Genomic DNA, 17,735 nt, shown 5'->3' with positions numbered 1-17,735 from the left:
CGGCGCTTTACTTATGTCTGCAGGCCTGATTTTCGTCTGCAGGCCTGCGATCCGAAGGTCGGCAGACAGTCGGAAGAGCGAGAGCGGGACTCTCCCCGTCGCGGCTATCTCAGCCGAGCTTTTCGATGGGGGCGTAGCGCAGCAGGAGACGCTTCGTTCCCAGGGAGCCGAAGTCGACGACCGCCACTGTCTTGTCTCCGACGCCGTTGACCTCAGCCACGGTGCCGAGGCCGAAGGACTCGTGCGAGACCTTCTCGCCCACCGACACGGTGATGACCTCTCGGTTGGGCCGGATCCGATTCGGGAAACCGGCCACAGGAGACGAGGAGCTCGCGGACCCTGAGCGTGAGCGAGACGAATCGCCCGAGCCCCGAGAGGAACCGAATCCGCCGCCGCGCGAGCCGCTGTAGCCGTGGCCGCCCCCGCCGTAGCCGCCGGAAGAGAAGCCGCCGCCGACGCTGGATGAGAAGGTGCCGGTGCTCTCCCATTCGATGAGATTCTCGGGAATCTCAGCGAGGAACCGGCTCGGTGGGTTGTACTGCGGCTGACCCCACATGCTGCGCGTCTCCGCGCGAGTGACGATCAGACGCTGCCGGGCTCGGGTCAGACCCACATAGGCAAGACGACGTTCTTCTGAGAGCTCATTGGGATTCTCGAAGGAACGCGCATGCGGGAAGCCACCATCCTCGAGGCCGGTGAGGAAGACGACCGGGAACTCCAGACCCTTCGCTGTGTGCAGGGTCATGAGAGTGACCTGTCCCAGTTCGGCATCGGGGATCTGATCCGTGTCGGAGGCCAGCGCCACCTGCTCGAGGAAGGCCTCGATCGACGAATTGCCGGCGGCAGCAGTCGCTGGACTCTGCACATCCGCATCGCCCTCGGTGCTCCCTCCGTCAGCTTGGGCTTCGCCCTCGGCGTCCTTGCTCACCGCCGATTCGAACTCGGTATCACCGGAAGCAGTCTCAGACGCGACTTCGGAACCAGCCGCGGTTCCTGTCTCTGCCTCAGCGTCGGCTTCATCAGCGTCATCACCCGTTGCAGCGAGGGCCTGCGTGGCGACGAAGTCTTCAGCCACAGCTACGAGCTCGGCGAGGTTGTCGACACGCGACTCGTCCTGCGGGTCCGTGCTCTTCTGCAGTGACTCGAGGTAACCGCTCTGCTCGAGGATCGCCTCGATGACGCGCGACAGCGGGGCTGCCTCGGCGGTGGCTGCCAGATCACGCATGAGGTCGTAGAACTTCGACACAGAGGTCTTCGCCCGGGCAGACAGATGGACGATCTCATCAAGACGCCCCAGCGCCGAGTAGAAGCTGATGCCCTCACGATCGGCGAAGTCCGCGACGATGCCCTCGGTGCGGTCACCGATGGAGCGTTTGGGGACGTTGAGGATGCGACGCAGGTTCACATCGTCATCTGGATTGGCGACCACGCGCAGATACGCGAGGGCATCCTTGATCTCCTTGCGCTCGTAGAATCGTGTGCCTCCGACGACCTTGTACGGGATGCCGGAGCGCACCAGAGCATCCTCAATGGCGCGGGACTGAGCATTGGTGCGGTAGAAGACTGCGAAGTCACCATAGGTGTACTTCTCGTTGTCGATGAGCTCATCGACCCGGTCGACGATGAAGCGGGCCTCCGACTGCTCGTTCTCCGCTACCCAGCCGACGATGGATTCGCCCGTGCCTTCCGATGTCCACAGCTTCTTGTCCTTGCGGTCCTGATTGTTCGAAATCACAGCGTTCGCAGCATCGAGGATGTTCTGCGTGGAGCGATAGTTCTGCTCCAGCAGAATCGTCTCCGCATCGGGGAAGTCCTTCTCGAACTCCACGATGTTGCGCACAGTCGCCCCACGGAAGGCGTAGATCGACTGGTCAGCGTCACCGACGACGGTCAGCTCTGCGCCGGTGGCGCCACCAGCTCCGTCGCCGGCCAGAGACTTGATGAGAGCGTATTGGGCCGGGTTCGTGTCCTGGTACTCGTCGACGAGGATGTGCCGGAACCTTCTGCGGTAGAAATCTGCCACTTCAGGGAAGGCACCGAAGAGATGAACGGTCTCGGCAATGAGGTCATCGAAGTCGAAGGCATTGGCCAGACGCAGGCGAGAGGTGTAGCGCCTGAACACATCGGCGAGGACTTCATCAGCGGGGTTGTTCGGCCGGGGAGTGAAGTCATCCGGCGTCTGCAGGTCATTCTTGAGATTGGAGATCCTATGCAGCATCGACCGAGGCGTGTACTTCTTCGTGTCGATTCCGAGTTCTTTGAGGATCTGAGACACGAGCCGCTGAGCATCCTGGGCATCGTAGATCGTGAAGTTGGTCTTCATGCCCAGCACCTTGGCCTCACGGCGGAGGATGCGCACACATGAGGAGTGGAAGGTCGAGACCCACATCGCTCGCGAAGCGGGTCCGACGATGGAGCGCACGCGCTCAGCCATCTCCTTGGCCGCCTTGTTGGTGAACGTGATCGCCAGGACCTCACCGGGGTGTGCCCGACCGGTCGCCAGAGCATAGGCGATGCGTCTGGTCAGCACGGTGGTCTTACCCGAACCGGCGCCCGCCACGATGAGGAGCGGGGAACCCGTATGGGCAACGGCCTCGCGCTGTCGCGGGTTGAGTCCGGTGAGGAGTTCGGCCGCACGTGAGTCGGCTCCCGGAGTGGCTTCTTCGATGTTTTCAGCTGCAGCAGTCATGTCCGGATCAACGATACCGTCAGCGACTGACGCAGAGAAAAGGCCAGTGGGATAGGCAGAGAAAAAGCTCCCGCCGGCGACCTTGACCAACTGTACGGGTCGCCGGCGGAGCCGGACCCGTCTGGGGCGAGAACCTCAGTGGACGAAGACGGCCACCAGTACGTTGATGATCGCGCCGGCGAAGACCAGGTGAGCCAGCGTCGCCGAGGGATTCTTCACCGCTGTCGACACGGCTGTGTCGGCGTCGCCTCCAGCCGGGGAGGCCCCCGCAGCCGGAGCGGAGGCGAAGGCCTTCTGCTTCTTAATGCCGATGAATGCGAAGACGGTGACGAGAATCGCAATGAGGAGCTTGATGCCGAGCTTCATGTGGTTGACTTCGTCATCGCCCATCTCTGCCAGCCCCATCAGCAGAAGCCCGGTGATCAGCTGAAGGTAGGCGCCGTGCAGCATGCCGGGAGCAACTTTGGGAGAGCGGATGAGGGCGAAATATCCGCCCACAATGATCGCCATTCCGATCAGATGCAGGGCCACTAGAATCTCGCGAAGAATTTCCATACGGTTCATCGTAGTGGCATGATGGTGTCTCGTGAGCGCGGGCCCTCAACTGGTGCACGCTGTTCCGCCCTGGTGTAATGGCAGCACGCCGGCCTTTGGAGCCGTGTGGTATAGGTTCGAATCCTATGGGCGGAGCTGGCCCAATCCGACTTGCGAAGGATCCAACACATGTCGCAGACCAGACCCATCGCCGTCATCGTTCTGGCCGCTGGCCAGGGCACCCGTATGAAGTCGACCCTGCCGAAGGTGCTGCATCCGATCGGCGGTCGTTCCCTGCTCCACCACTCGATCGCGGCAGCGGCAGGGGCCACTCCCGAACACCTCGTCGTCGTCGTCAGGCACGAACGCGACCAGCTCGTCTCCCATCTGGACTCACTGCCGATCAGTTCGACGCAGACTGTGATCATCGCCGATCAGGATGAGATTCCCGGCACCGGCCGCGCAACCGAATGTGCGCTGACCCAGTTGCCCGACGATCTCTCCGGCACCGTGGTCGTGACCTATGGAGACGTGCCCCTGTTGACTGCTGACACGATCAACAGCCTCGTCGAGGTCCACGAGTCCTCGCACAATGCCGTGACGGTCCTGTCCGCCGAGGTGGACGATCCCAACGGCTACGGACGCATCGTCCGCGACGCCTCCGGAGGCCTGCTGCGCATCGTCGAGCAGAAGGATGCCAGCGATGACCAGCGCAGCATCCGGGAGATCAACTCCGGCATCTACGCCTTCGACGCCTCAGCGCTGAGGGACGGTCTCGCCTCACTGACCACGGATAATGCGCAGGGTGAGAAGTACCTCACCGACGTCATCGGATTCTCTCGTGAGGCTGGTCAGTCCGTCGCTGCCACCGCCACCCAGGATCTGTGGCAGGTCGAGGGCGCCAACGACCGTGTGCAGCTGGCCAACCTCGGCAAGGAGCTCAACCGCCGAGTCTGCGAGAAGTGGATGCGTGCCGGTGTGAGCATCATCGACCCCGACACCACGTGGATCGACATGGACGTATCCCTGGGTGAGGACGTCACGATCCTTCCCGGAGTCCAGCTCCTGGGTGCCACCGACATCGGCGCCGGTGCCGTCGTCGGCCCCGACTCAACTCTCAAGGACACCGAGGTGGGTGCCGGGGCACAGGTGGTGCGCACTCATTCGGAACTGGCCGTCGTGGGAGCCTGCGCCAAAGTCGGACCTTTCGCGTACCTGCGTCCTGGAACCAACCTCGGCGAGGATGGAAAGATCGGCACCTTCGTGGAGACGAAGAACGCTGACATCGGACGGGGCGCGAAGGTGCCGCACCTGTCCTACGTCGGCGATGCTGAGATCGGTGAGGGCTCCAACATCGGTGCCGCATCGGTCTTCGTCAACTACGACGGTGTCAACAAGCACCGCACCGTCGTCGGAAAGCACGCACGAATGGGCTCGGACAACATGTATGTTGCCCCTGTCACGGTAGGCGACGGCGCCTACTCCGGTGCGAGCACAACAGTGCGCAAAGATGTCCCTGCGGGAGCGCTTGCCATAACCGTGGCGCCACAGCGTAACCTGGAGGGCTGGGTCGTCAGCAACCGCCCCGGCACACCTGCAGCGCAGGCAGCCGAGGCCGCATCTGAAGGGGAACCGGCAAGTGAATGAAATTACGACGGCGGGCGAAAAGAAGCTCGTCCTGGTCAGCGGGCGTGCGAACAATGAGCTCGCTGAGCAAGTCGCTGAGAACCTGGGGACGGAACTTCTCCCCACTGACATTTACAACTTTGCCAATGGAGAGATCTACGTCCGGTTCTCCGAATCGGTCCGCGGCTGTGACGTCTTCGTCCTCCAGTCGCACTGTGCACCGATCAACGAATGGCTGATGGAACAGCTCATCATGGTCGACGCACTCAAACGTGCCTCGGCCAAGCGGATCACGGTCATCGCACCGTTCTTCCCCTACGCGAGGCAGGACAAGAAGCATCGCGGACGTGAGCCCATCTCGGCTCGCCTCGTGGCTGATCTGTACAAGACGGCCGGTGCTGACCGCATCATCACCGTGGACCTGCACACCGCGCAGATCCAGGGTTACTTCGACGGACCGGTCGACCATCTCATCGCGATGCCGATCCTCGCCGGCTACGTCAAGGACAAGTACCCGACCGAACTGGCAGTGGTCTCACCAGACGCCGGCCGCATCAAGGTCGCCGAGAACTGGTCGAACGCCCTGGGCGGAGTGCCGCTGGCGTTCATCCACAAGACTCGTGACATCACACGTCCGAATGAGACCAAGGCCAACCGTGTCGTCGGTGAGGTCGAGGGCCGCACCTGTGTCCTCGTCGATGACATGATCGACACAGGCGGGACCATAGTCCAAGCCGCCGACGCCTGCATGGCCGCCGGAGCCACCGGAGTCATCGTCGTCTCGACACACGCAGTGTTCTCCGGACCTGCCGTCGAACGCCTGTCGAACTCCGTGGCGCAGGAGGTCATCGTGACGAACACGCTGCCGCTGACTGAGGACAAGATGTTCGACAAGCTCACCGTGCTCTCGATCGCTCCGCTGATCGCCCGCGCCGTGCACGAGGTCTTCGAAGACGGATCGGTCACCAGCCTCTTCGAGGTCTGAGCCACCTTCTGCGATAGTTTTATCTGAATCGAACTCCGAGCCGATCTTTCGGCTCGGGGTTCGATCTGTCTCATCGGAAGCATCGCCTGCCCGGGACTCGACCGACGCTCTACACTGGAGACAACCGAGTGAAGGGAACAGTGACGATGTCGTCCCATGATTACAACCGGTACCGGGTCAGCGTCTCCGGCGGTGAACTGTCCGTCGGTGTCTGGGAGCCTGTGGCCTACGGGCCGGGCCGTGTTCCCACCATCTGCGTCATCCACGGCATCACCTCGAATCATCTGTTCTTCGCCGGTCTGGTCGCAGCACTTCCCGGTGTGCGCATCATCGGGCCCGACCTGCGCGGACGTGCTGACTCCCGTCTGCTGGGCGGACCGTTCGGGATGAGGGCCCATGCCGAAGACGTCCTCGTCGCCATCGACACCTTCGCCGAGCCTGGGCCGGTCACTCTGGTCGGACATTCCATGGGCGGTTTCGTCGCCATGACCTTGGCCGGTATGGGCGCAGGTGTCGATTCCGACGCCGAGGTGGCCGATCGTTTCCGTGGCCCCGTCCTCATCGACGGTGGACTTCCCCTGCCGATGCCGCAGGTCGGGGAAGACGAGGTCACCGGGGCGCTCGATGATCTCAACGACCACGATCTCGACACCGATGACCTCATCGCCGCGGTACTCGGCCCCGCGTCCGAACGGCTGTCGATGTCATTCGGGTCGGTCGAAGAGTACCTCGCATTCTTCGCCGCTCATCCTGCCTTCGTCGACGGCCTCGACACCGTGGCCACGGAGAGCTTCGTCTACGATCTCGCGGCCAAAGACGATCACAGCTTCCAGCCCTCGACTTCGATCGAGGCGATGCAGGCCGACTCGGCGGACATGTACACCGGCGGTGCCTTCCGGAACGCACTCGCCCAGATCATGAGCAGCCAGCGGCGCCAGGCCGACGTGACGTTCCTCTTCGCCGAGCGTGACCTCATCGCATCCGAGCCTGGTCTCTACCCACCGGAACTTGTCGTCTCCTACCAGCAGCGGTGGGAGGATCTGACCGTCGTCGAGGTGCCCGGTACGAACCATTACGACATCCTGCTCACGGAGACAGGCATCGACGCCTGCGCCGAGGCTGTGACCGCCCGACTTGGCGCCACCGACGACGGTGGCATAGAATCGTAGGGTTGCCTCGGCGAGGGAAACACATGTTTCCGTTATCGACGCGGTCCTGACCCACAGTGCTGACTGGCCCTTCGGGGCCGAATTGAGACAGCGACAGTGCGGTTGAAGGCTGTTTCGCCGTGGTGCTTGCAAGATAAGTTCACCACGAAGGAGAGAAAATGGCTGACTTCAAACTCATCGCCGAACCCCGCAATGAATTCGGCAAGGGCGCTGCCCGCCGGACCCGTCGCGCAGGACGCATCCCTGCAGTCGTCTACGGACACGGCGGAGATCCTGTGCACATCTCGATCGACGGCCACGCCACCATGATGGCCCTCAAGCACGCCAACGCCCTCTTCGAGATCGAAAGCACCGACGGTGCCAAGAACGTTCTCGCAATTGCTCGCGACGTGCAGACCGACCCGGTCACCCGTCAGATCGAGCACCTTGACCTCATCATCGTCAAGCGCGGCGAAAAGGTCGAGGTCGACGTTCCTGTCCACATCATCGGCGAATCCGCTCCCGGCACCATGGTGCAGCAGGAAGAGTCGACGATTCTCATCAAGGCAGACGCCACCAAGCTGCCTGAGTACATCGAGGTCACCATCGACGGGCGCGCCGCCGGCGAGCACGTTCTGGCCGGACAGGTGGAACTGGCTTCGGGCGTCGAACTCGCTGCTGATCCCGAACTTCTCGTCGTCAACGTCTCGGAAGAGGCCGAGATGGACACCGAGTCGGATGCAGGCGAGACCGAAGAAGAGTCGACCGAAGAGTCGACCGAGGATGCAGCAGAGGAGAAGTCCGAGGACGCGTGACCTCGACTTCTTCCGTCTGCGCGCAGCTTCTGGGCGCAGCCTGAGGTGTGAATTCGGTGGGTCGTTGAAGAGACGGCCCACCGAATTCGTTCTGAGAGCACATAGGGTGCAAGAGTCCCTGGGTGATCGGGTGATCTCGATGAGCAGCGAGAGAGAATGAGCGAAGGACGACGATGACGAACGAAGCTTGGCTGGTCTTCGGCTTGGGCAACCCCGGCCCTAAATACGAATCGACGAGACACAACATCGGGCAGATGGTCGTTGCCGAACTCGCACATCGCATCGGCGTCAATCTGACACGCACCAAACTGCGCGCCAATGTCGGCACATCTCGACTTCCCACAGGTTCAGTTCCCGGAATTCCTGGGCCGCGGGTGGTGCTCGCGACATCGACGGGGTATATGAACGAATCAGGTGGGCCGGTCAGGCAGCTCGCCGACTTCTACTCGATCGACACCGACCGGATCATCGCCGTCCACGACGATGTGGACATCGCCTTCGACACGATCAAGGCCAAGGTCGGCGGCGGAGAGGGCGGACACAACGGACTGCGATCGATGACCTCGGCGCTGGGGACGAAGAACTATCCCCGTATCCGCGCCGGCGTCGGCCGGCCCATGGGACGTCAGGACACCGCAGACTACGTTCTGGGGCCCTTCTCCAAGGACGAACGCGCCACGCTGCCGATCTTCATCTCGGATATCGCAGACGCCGTCGAGACGTACATCGTCGACGGCCTCGAGAAGGTTCAGCTCAAATACCACTCGAAATGAGAATGGCGGTCACCGCTGACAGACAGGTCACTGCTTGGAGGCAGATCGCTTCTGCGCCGCGGAGCCCGGACGCTTGCGGTGGATGAGCCAGGCGGCGAGGATGCCGCCGGCGAAGCCGAACAGATGCCCCTGCCAGGAGATCCCGTTATCCTGCGGCAGCAGTCCGAAGATCATCGATGCGCCGTAGGTGATGAAGACGAAGAACCCGATGGCGAAGTACACGATCTTGCGGAGCACATCCTCGGTGAACCAGGTGCGCACCGCCAGGTAGGCGAAGAAGCCGAACACGATGCCCGAGGCGCCGACGACGTGCTGGCCCACAGGAAATGTCGTCAGCCAGGCGCCGAGCCCGGATACGACGGCAGTGATGACGGTGACGAGCCAGAAGCGGCGTGCCCCCTCGACGGCGATGCACAGCCCGAGGATGAGGAATGGGAACGTGTTGGCCATGAGGTGTCCGAATCCCGAGTGCAGGAGGGGAGACGTCACCACTCCGTAGAGGGACAGCGGAGTCCAGGACGCGAGGCTGAACATGTCGAGATCGACTGGCAGGATGGTGTCGACGATCTCAATGGCCCACATGATCGCCAGCAGGATGAGGACAGGGACGAAGCGCGAGAGCCGGTGATCGCGGCTGACAGTGGTCCGCAGATTGGCGACTTCGGGCTGGCCTGCGGGTGGGCGGCCGCCTGACCTGGACGAATCGGGGGCTGTTGAACCATTGCCGAAGATGAACTGGGATTCTTCGGGGGTGAAGCGAGGGGATTGGTTGGAACTCATGTCTCAATTGTCGGTGATGAAGCTTGGAGAACCCCGAAGAACCGGGGCCTGTGGGCAATCGTGTCCGATCCGTTAGTCCCGTTACAGTCTTGAGATCTCCGGTGCCTCAGTCCACGATCGTGCTTCCGATGCGCTCCTTGTCCTCGTTCACAGCCTCGACGACGATCCGGGAGCCGGCGGGGGTGATGTCGGCCGCAGTTTCAAACCCCGTGCGATCGACGACTGCGGTCTCCTCGAGCTGCTCCTCGCTGTTGCCGCTGAGGATGCGCCAGGCGGCGACGTCGCTGGCTCCGTTCCAGCTCATGTGCACTCGTGTGATGCCCTCACCAGGCTCAGATCTCGTCGCGGTGGGCGGTGCTGACGGAGTCGCCTGCCAGTCGAAGCGATAGGCCCGGTAGTTCGATCCGCCTGTGAAAGTGGCATCGTAGAGCAGCTTGCCATCGTTGGTGAACTCCGAAAAATACGGTTCGGAGCCCCAGCCGATGACCACATTGCCGTTGTCGAGTTCCTGCAGATTGCCCTGGCTTCCCGATGAGCGGTCATCGGGGGCCGGGTACTCGGTGTCGACGCTGACCTTCTGCGCTCCCTCATCGACGTCGAGGCGCAGACCTCTGGAATCGCCGAGGCGGGGCGCAGCATGGTTGTCGAAGAGGGTGATCATGCCGTCGTCGCGGCGGACGGCGTCATGCTGCCAAGCGAAGGCAGCACCCTCGCCCATCTCGAAGTCGCTGGCAGACCCGCCCAGCACCCAGTTCACGTCGGCGCTCTTCCGATCGAGCTGATAGATCGCATGTGTGTTGCGGGCGGAGACGAGCAGCGAATCACCATCGTCATCGACGGACGCCGAGTTCAGATGGATGTAGTCGAAGGGCTCCTCCTCGGTGCCTTCGCCGTCCTTGAGCTTCGACTGCGTCTGGTCGACGGGAATGTCGTCGAGTGATCGCCATTCGACAACGGGTTCACCGGAGGCGATGTCGACCTCCTGGACCACTCCTTCCCAAGCCCAGCCGTCCTTCGGGCCGCCGACGGATCTGAGATCCGTCTGGGTCTTGATATAGGACAGGAGGAGCATCGTCTCGTCGTCTGTGATCGTCGTCTCGTGCAGATCGGCGGTCTTGTGGGCGAGGTCCCCTCCCATGCCGACACGTGCGATCTCGTTGTAGCTGTCGTCGAGCATGACTACCTCGCCGGCTGTCTCGGGCGTTTCTGCCAATCCCTCCCACCAGGTGAGGACGGGCTCGTTCCTGTACTCCTGAACCCGCAGGTCCCACATCTGGCCCGATCCCTGTCGGATCCAGACCGGCTCTCCGTCTGGGGCGAGGATGAGTCCGCCGACCCAGGACTCCCCGTCATCGGCGGTCTGTCCCTTCGGGGCGAGGAATGTCTCGAGGTCATTGTCGTCCTCGGGCTGCTGTGAGCTGACGTCGATGTCGATCTTCGGCGGGTTCAAGTCGGGCCTGGTGTGGAAGTCCCAACGTTCGGGTTGGGGGACTTCCTCTTCCGCGGTGCATCCTGCCAGGAACAGCGTTGCGGCCGCCACAGTTGCGAACAGAGTGCGGTAGGACATGACCTCATCTTCACACGTTTCCACGAAGAGTGGTCAGAGTACGGTCGCCGCCGTTTCTCGTGTCATGCCGGTGGCTTAGAATTGCATGGTGCTCAACGGACTCGATCTCACACGCCAGAACTCCACCATCACTGACCTCGTCGGAGCGTTCAACGACCCGGAGACAGCAGGTGGGACGATCGATGCGATCAGAGGTCTGTGGCCATCGATCCTGCGCCGAACGCTGGTGTCGGGCGACAACGATCCGTCCACCTCGGCACCGCAGCTCATCGTCACGGCCACCACCCGTGAGGCTGAAGACCTGGCCCGGGCCCTGGCGGACTGGGTGCCTGAGGATTCGATCGCGATCTTCCCCAGTTGGGAGACCCTCCCACACGAAAAGCTCTCACCTCGGTCTGACACCGTCGGGCAGCGTCTGCAGATTCTGCACCGCCTGGCCCACCCGAGCCCGAACCGTCACCTGTCCTTCATCATCGCCCCGGTCCGCGCATTCCTGCAGCCGCTGGTCAAGGGGCTCGGCGACATCGAGCCGGTGGAGTTGGCCGTCGGCGACGAGTACGAGATCGACCAGCTGTCCCACCGCCTGACAGAACTTGCGTACTCACGCGTGGACATGGTCTCCCGGCGAGGCGAATTCGCCGTCCGCGGTGGCATCGTCGATATCTTCCCTCCGACGGAGGATCATGCCCTGCGCATCGAATTCTTCGGTGACGAGATCGATGAGATCCGCGAGTTCTCCGTCAGCGACCAGAGATCCATTCCCGCCGAGGCGGAGGCCGAACCGCTGAAGCTCTCGGCTCCACCCTGTCGGGAGCTCCTGCTCACCGACTCAATCCGGGAGCGAGCGGCCACGCTGTCGCAGACGTTGCCGGCAGCAACGGACATGCTCGACAAGATCGCCGGTGGAATCGCCGTCGAAGGCATGGAATCACTCTCGGCAGTGCTGGCAGACGGCATGGAGCCGATCATCGCGCTGCTGCCCGAATCCACGAAGATCATCATCACCGAACCCGAACGTGTCCACGCCAGGGCCGCCGACCTCGTCGTAACGACGAACGAATTCCTCGAAGCCGCATGGTCAGGAGCCGCAGCCGGCGGCGAATCCCCGATCGACCTATCCGCAGCGACTTTCCGGACCATGGAAGAGATGGAAGAAGGCGCTCGCCTCATCGGCTTGGCCTGGTGGGAGCTCGGCGGTTTCTCCACCGACGAAGAGCTCGTCTCACCTGCGGAGAATCTGTTCTCCGTTCCGGCGCGCGCTCCTCGGGGATATGCCGGTGACGTCGAGGCGATCCTCGCCGATGTCAAGGGACTCATCCATGACAGGTGGCGCATCCTCGTGCTCACCGAGGGGCAGGGACCGGGCCAGCGGATGGTCGAGGTGTTCTCGGAGGCTGGGGTGCCTGCGACCTTCGTCGATGACCCGACGGACATCGCCGATGCTCTGGTCACCGTCACCACGGCCGCGCCATTCGGCGGATTCGTCTTCGACGACCTCAAACTGGCCGTGCTCACCGAGGCCGATGTGCTCGGTCGCGCGGCAGCCACCTCGACGAGGGACATGCGGCGCCTGCCCACCCGGCGCAAACGCAACCAGGTGGACCCGCTCAACCTGGCACCCGGGGACTTCGTCGTCCACGACCAGCACGGCGTCGGCAAGTTCATCGAGATGACCCAGCGCACCACTGGCAAGGGAGCGAACAAGCACACCCGCGAATACCTCATCGTCGAATACGCCCCGGCCAAACGCGGCCAGCCCGGCGACCGACTTTACGTTCCCAGCGATGCCCTCGACCAGGTCAGCCGCTACGTCGGTGGGGAGAGCCCGACCCTGAACAAGATGGGCGGCTCCGACTGGTCGACGACGAAAGCCAAGGCCAGGAAGGCGGTCAAGGAGATCGCCGGTGAACTCGTCCGCCTCTACTCGGCTCGACAAGCCACCGTCGGCCACACCTATGGACCGGACACACCATGGCAGCGCGAACTCGAAGACGCCTTCCACTACGTGGAGACCGCCGACCAGCTCACGACCATCGACGAGGTCAAGGGCGATATGGAGAAGGCAGTCCCAATGGACCGTCTGATCTGCGGCGACGTCGGCTACGGTAAGACCGAGATCGCAGTCCGAGCGGCATTCAAGGCGATCCAGGACGGCAAGCAGGTCGCTGTGCTGGTGCCCACGACTCTGCTCGTCCAGCAGCACTTCGAAACCTTCGCCGAACGCTACTCGGGCTTCCCTGTCACCGTCGGTGCGCTCTCTCGCTTCCAGACGAAGAAGGAATCGGACAAGGTCGTCGAAGATCTGGCCGCAGGCAAGCTCGACCTGGTCATCGGCACGCACCGACTGCTCAGTGGCGAGGTGAGGTTCAAGAGCCTGGGCCTGGTCATCATCGACGAGGAGCAGCGCTTCGGCGTCGAACACAAGGAGACGCTCAAGGCGATGCGCACGAACGTCGACGTGCTCGCGATGTCGGCAACGCCGATCCCGAGGACCCTGGAGATGGCCGTGACCGGCATCCGAGAGATGTCGACCTTGGCCACCCCGCCCGAGGAGCGCCATCCGGTGCTGACCTACGTGGGTAAGAAGGAGGACAAGCAGATCAAGGCCGCGATCCGTCGCGAACTCATGCGCGAGGGCCAGGTCTTCTACATCCACAACAGAGTCAAGGACATCGAATCCGTGGCCGGCCACATCGCCGAACTCGTTCCTGAGGCCAGGATCGCGATTGCCCACGGAAAGATGAACGAACAGCGCCTGGAACAGGTCATCGTCGACTTCTGGGAGAAGAAGTTCGACGTGCTCGTGTGCACGACGATCGTCGAGACCGGCATTGACATCTCCAACGCCAACACGCTCATCATCGATCACGCTGATCGCTTCGGACTCTCCCAGCTGCACCAGCTGCGCGGTCGGGTCGGTCGAGGCAGGGAACGGGCCTACGCCTATTTCCTCTACCCGGCAGACACGACACTCACCGAGACAGCCCACGACCGTCTGACGACGTTGGCCGCTCATACAGAGCTCGGCGCCGGCATGCAGGTAGCCATGAAGGACCTCGAGATCCGCGGTGCCGGCAACCTCCTCGGCGGACAGCAGTCCGGACAGATCGAAGGGGTCGGATTCGATCTCTATGTGCGGCTTGTGGGGGAGGCCGTCGCGAACTTCCGCGGCGAGGACACCGAGCCCGAAGCAGATATGCGCATCGAACTGCCCGTCGACGCACACCTGCCGGCAGAATACGTCGACCACGAACGACTGCGGCTCGAGGCTTATCGGAAACTGGCTGCCGCGGCGAACGAGAGCGAACTGCAGGAAGTCCTCGACGAACTCGTCGACCGGTACGGGCCCTACCCGGAGGCTGTGGGTGTGCTCGCCGATGTCGCCAGACTGCGGATCAGGGCCAAAGCCTCGGGCATCAACGACATCGTCGTCCAAGGCAACTTCGTGCGCTTCGGTCCGCTCGAGCTCGAGGATTCGCAGGTCGTGCGCCTCAAACGCCTGTACCCGAAGTCTCTGCTCAAGCCCGCAATCCGGTCGGTGCTCGTGCCCAAGCCGATGACCGGAAACGGCTTCGATGCGAAGGAGATGACGGATTCCGACATCCTGCGTTGGGCCCACCAGTTCCTCGACGCGATCGTCCCAGTCGTCGCTTCGGAAGTCGTCGAAGCCGGCGTCTGAGGCCGGGGTCTGAATGCGAAGAGGCCGTAATGATTCAACCGATCTGATCGACTCAGAATGAATCTGCACGTATTCTGAGAGTTCACATTCTTCCGCTATTCCTAGCGTAGAGTGCGAATACGAGTACAGACGTACCGTGAGACTTAAGGAGAGACACCATGGGTTTTGACGACAAGTTCGACAACAAGACTGAAGAATTCTCCGGTAAGGCCAAGGAGACAGTCGGCGACATGACCGGCGATGACGAGCTCAAGGCCGAGGGCTCGGCGGACCAGCTCAAGGGCAAGACCAAGCAGGTCGGCGAGAAGGTCAAGGACCTCGGCAAGGACGTCAAGGACAAGTTCAGCAAGTGATGCAGAATTCGACCCCCATCGCGACTGCGGTGGGGGTCATTCTTATTGTTCGACCTTCGTAGTGTGTCGAGCAGCGAGTCGAACCGTCATAGCGGTGCTGGAATCGGAAGGTGTCACGACAGTGGAGCAGGCAGAGACAGCGGGCGTCATCGGTGCTCGAACCGAGGGAGCAATCGAGGCGATGGCGACACTGCGGCGGCGGTGCCCGTGGTCGAGCCGGCAGGACCACGGAAGCCTCGAGAGGTATGCGCGCGAGGAGACCGAGGAGCTCATCGAAGCACTCGAAGACTACCGAGCTGATGCGAATCCGGACCACCGGGCCGCCGTCGTCGAAGAACTCGGCGATGTCTTCTACCAGGTGCTCTTCCACTCCGCGCTGTTGGACGAGAGTGCTTCCGCCGCCTACGGGCACACGCTGGGGATGATCATAGAAGGGCTGGAGGCAAAACTCATCCGGCGTCATCCCCTTGCCTTCGGCGAGGGTGCCAGTGATGAGCACATGGCCTCCCTCGAAGACGTCGAGGCCGAATATCGCCGGATCAAGACAGAAGAGAAACAGCAGAAAGACACGAATCAGTGAGCTTGGATCGCATCGACATCGAAGGCACATTCAACTTCCGTGACATCGGAGGATCCCCCACCTCGGCGGGGGAATCGAGCGTCGGAAAGGGGAAGGTCTTCCGTTCCGACGGTATCGCCCAACTGACAGACAGGTCGCGGGCCGACATCAGAGCACTCGGCATCAGCACCGTCGTCGATCTGCGTGACGTCGGGGAACGATCCAAGCTGCCCGACGCGCTCGAGGGACTCGACGTGGAGCACATCGAGCTGCCCATCTTCGACGATCATTTCTTTCCTGAGAAGCAGCTCAGCCGCGAGGAGATGCAGAAGGCCGCCGAGGCGACCGGAATGGACCTCTCCGATCGCTCGCTGAGTAAGATCTACGAGCTGATGATCAGCCATTTCGGAACGCGACTTGCCAAGGCCATCGACGTCGTTGCGCAGAGCTGCGAAGGCGGAGTCGTCTTCCACTGCTCTGCCGGCAAGGACAGGACCGGTATGGTCGCCGCCTTCATCCTCGCGCTCCTCGGCGTCGGGCGTCATGAGATCCTCGAGGACTACGCGATCACCTCCCAGCATCTGTCGGGAGGATTCCTCGAGAACATCATCCGGAACTTCGCCGACGCCGGCATCTCCGGCAACCTCGCCGAGACGGCAACAGCGGCACCCCCGGAACTCATGGCGAAGATCCTCGACTCCATCGACGCAGAATATGGCGAGAACGGTGTCGAAGCCTATCTGCTCGAGCATGGAATGGATCCGGCGAGCCCGGATAAGCTGCGCGAACAGCTGTTGACGTCTGCTGACAGGGAAGAGGCCGTCCGGGACTGAGAATGAGCTCGGTCCTCCGGTGCATTAAGCTGTCCTGCAGGCACATGTTCCCCATGTGAAACCAATTGCGAAGGAGTAATCAGTGGCTGAGATTGTTGCCGCAAACGCCCGTGAAATCCTGGATTCCCGGGGAAATCCCACCGTTGAGGTGGAAGTGCTGTTGGCCGACGAATCCGTCGGTCGTGCTGGTGTTCCTTCCGGTGCCTCCACCGGTGAGTTCGAAGCCGTCGAGCTGCGCGACGGAGACCCAGAACGTTACCTGGGCAAAGGCGTCACCAGTGCTGTTGACGCAGTCGTCGACGAGATCCACGAAGTCATCGTCGGTCTCGAAAGCGATGATCAGCGTCTGGTCGACCAGGCACTGATCGAGCTCGACGGAACCGAGAACAAGTCCCGCCTGGGCGCCAATGCCCTCCTGGGCACCTCGCTGGCAGTGGCTCGTGCGGCCGCGGTGTCTGCGGACCTGCCGCTCTACCGCTACCTGGGCGGACCGAATGCCCACGTCATGCCCGTTCCGATGATGAACATCCTCAATGGTGGATCGCATGCCGATTCCAACGTCGACATCCAGGAATTCATGATCGCTCCGATCGGCGCGGCAAGCTTCCACGAGGGTCTGCAGTGGAGCGTCGAGGTCTATCACGCGCTCAAGGGCGTGCTCAAGGAGCGCGGACTGTCGACCGGGCTCGGCGACGAGGGCGGGTTCGCACCTAACCTCGATTCCAATGCCGCGGCACTCGACCTCATCCTCGAAGCCATCGAACTGGCCGGGCACCGTCCGGGCCGCGATATCGCGGTGGCACTCGATGTGGCCTCTTCCGAGTTCTACTCCGATGGTGCCTACGAGTTCGAAGGCGAGAAGAAGTCCGCGCAGGACATGGCCGCATACTACGAGGGTCTGCTCGCCAAGTACCCGCTGGTGTCCATCGAAGATCCACTCGACGAGAACGACTGGGAAGGTTGGGCCACCCTGACCGAGTCCATCGGCTCCAAGGTTCAGCTCGTCGGCGACGATCTGTTCGTGACGAACCCCGAGCGTCTCCAGCGCGGCATCGACACCAGCACCGCTAACTCGCTGCTCGTCAAGGTCAACCAGATCGGCACCCTGACAGAGACCCTCGATGCGGTATCGTTGGCACAGACCAACGGCTACACGACGATGATCTCGCACCGTTCAGGCGAAACCGAGGACACGACGATCGCCGACCTGGCCGTGGCAACGAACGCCGGCCAGATCAAAGCCGGTGCTCCGGCACGGTCCGAGCGCGTGGCCAAGTACAACCAGCTGCTGCGCATCGAAGAGCAGCTCGGCGATGCCGCCCGCTACGCCGGACGCGGAGCCTTCCCGCGCTTCGGCGGCTGAATGGTTTCGTCCCCGAGGCGGGCGTCAGGTG

14 protein-coding genes and 1 tRNA gene are annotated in these 17,735 nt (G+C 62.5%); 11 read left to right on the top strand and 4 right to left on the bottom strand.

Annotated elements, in window-relative coordinates; genetic code table 11:
* Positions 1–109: 109 nt before the first annotated feature.
* A complete protein-coding gene (locus ACE03M_RS12840; protein WP_485934286.1) occupies positions 110–2,689 on the bottom strand; it encodes a UvrD-helicase domain-containing protein in 2,580 nt (859 codons plus the stop codon).
* Between the two features lie 135 nt (positions 2,690–2,824).
* Positions 2,825–3,244 (bottom strand): hypothetical protein, encoded by a 420-nt coding sequence (locus tag ACE03M_RS12835; protein ID WP_143921035.1) that lies wholly within the window; start codon positions 3,242–3,244, stop codon positions 2,825–2,827.
* Positions 3,245–3,307: 63 nt separating this feature from the next.
* On the opposite strand from ACE03M_RS12835, the gene ACE03M_RS12830 reads away from it, so the two are divergent.
* From ACE03M_RS12830 to pth, 6 genes are all read left to right on the top strand, one after another.
* Positions 3,308–3,379 (top strand) — tRNA-Gln (locus ACE03M_RS12830).
* A gap of 33 nt (positions 3,380–3,412) precedes the next feature.
* Complete coding sequence (glmU, locus tag ACE03M_RS12825; RefSeq protein ID WP_485934284.1) at positions 3,413–4,870, top strand: bifunctional UDP-N-acetylglucosamine diphosphorylase/glucosamine-1-phosphate N-acetyltransferase GlmU; 1,458 nt, start codon at positions 3,413–3,415, stop codon at positions 4,868–4,870.
* On the top strand, positions 4,863–5,834 hold the full coding sequence (locus ACE03M_RS12820) for a ribose-phosphate diphosphokinase (RefSeq protein WP_143921037.1): 972 nt from the start codon (positions 4,863–4,865) through the stop codon (positions 5,832–5,834). Before glmU ends, ACE03M_RS12820 begins: the two co-directional genes overlap by 8 nt.
* Before the next feature lie 146 nt (positions 5,835–5,980).
* Complete coding sequence (locus ACE03M_RS12815) at positions 5,981–7,003, top strand: alpha/beta fold hydrolase (protein WP_485934283.1); 1,023 nt, start codon at positions 5,981–5,983, stop codon at positions 7,001–7,003.
* A gap of 158 nt (positions 7,004–7,161) precedes the next feature.
* Complete coding sequence (locus tag ACE03M_RS12810; RefSeq protein WP_143921039.1) at positions 7,162–7,797, top strand: 50S ribosomal protein L25/general stress protein Ctc; 636 nt, start codon at positions 7,162–7,164, stop codon at positions 7,795–7,797.
* 173 nt (positions 7,798–7,970) lie between these two features.
* The gene (gene pth, locus ACE03M_RS12805; RefSeq protein ID WP_485934281.1) at positions 7,971–8,570 is read left to right on the top strand and encodes an aminoacyl-tRNA hydrolase; all 600 of its coding nucleotides are present in this window, start codon (positions 7,971–7,973) and stop codon (positions 8,568–8,570) included.
* Between the two features lie 27 nt (positions 8,571–8,597).
* Here the strand turns inward: pth and ACE03M_RS12800 are convergent, their stop codons facing one another.
* Both ACE03M_RS12800 and ACE03M_RS12795 read right to left on the bottom strand, forming a co-directional pair.
* Positions 8,598–9,350 (bottom strand): rhomboid family intramembrane serine protease, encoded by a 753-nt coding sequence (locus tag ACE03M_RS12800; protein ID WP_485934280.1) that lies wholly within the window; start codon positions 9,348–9,350, stop codon positions 8,598–8,600.
* A 106-nt stretch (positions 9,351–9,456) separates the two neighbouring features.
* Positions 9,457–10,917 (bottom strand): arylsulfotransferase family protein, encoded by a 1,461-nt coding sequence (locus ACE03M_RS12795; RefSeq protein ID WP_485934278.1) that lies wholly within the window; start codon positions 10,915–10,917, stop codon positions 9,457–9,459.
* An 85-nt stretch (positions 10,918–11,002) separates the two neighbouring features.
* On the opposite strand from ACE03M_RS12795, the gene mfd reads away from it, so the two are divergent.
* The 5 genes from mfd to eno all read left to right on the top strand — a co-directional run bounded on the left by mfd (position 11,003) and on the right by eno (position 17,704).
* Positions 11,003–14,596, top strand: coding sequence for a transcription-repair coupling factor (gene mfd / locus ACE03M_RS12790; protein ID WP_485934276.1), 3,594 nt, complete (start codon positions 11,003–11,005; stop codon positions 14,594–14,596).
* A 158-nt stretch (positions 14,597–14,754) separates the two neighbouring features.
* Positions 14,755–14,949: a CsbD family protein gene (locus ACE03M_RS12785; RefSeq protein WP_143921044.1), complete on the top strand. Its 195-nt coding sequence runs from the start codon at positions 14,755–14,757 to the stop codon at positions 14,947–14,949.
* Between the two features lie 121 nt (positions 14,950–15,070).
* Positions 15,071–15,529: a MazG nucleotide pyrophosphohydrolase domain-containing protein gene (locus tag ACE03M_RS12780; protein WP_260847937.1), complete on the top strand. Its 459-nt coding sequence runs from the start codon at positions 15,071–15,073 to the stop codon at positions 15,527–15,529.
* Positions 15,526–16,341 (top strand): tyrosine-protein phosphatase, encoded by an 816-nt coding sequence (locus ACE03M_RS12775; RefSeq protein ID WP_143921045.1) that lies wholly within the window; start codon positions 15,526–15,528, stop codon positions 16,339–16,341. The genes ACE03M_RS12780 and ACE03M_RS12775 overlap by 4 nt, the downstream gene beginning before the upstream one ends.
* A gap of 82 nt (positions 16,342–16,423) precedes the next feature.
* Positions 16,424–17,704 carry a phosphopyruvate hydratase gene (eno, locus tag ACE03M_RS12770; protein ID WP_143921046.1) on the top strand — a complete coding sequence of 427 codons (1,281 nt, stop codon included), beginning with the start codon at positions 16,424–16,426 and terminating at the stop codon, positions 17,702–17,704.
* Positions 17,705–17,735: the final 31 nt, after the last annotated feature.

The organism is Brevibacterium sp. AGC70 (genome assembly GCF_057334195.1).
This window is presented reverse-complemented; position numbering and strand designations above follow the sequence as displayed.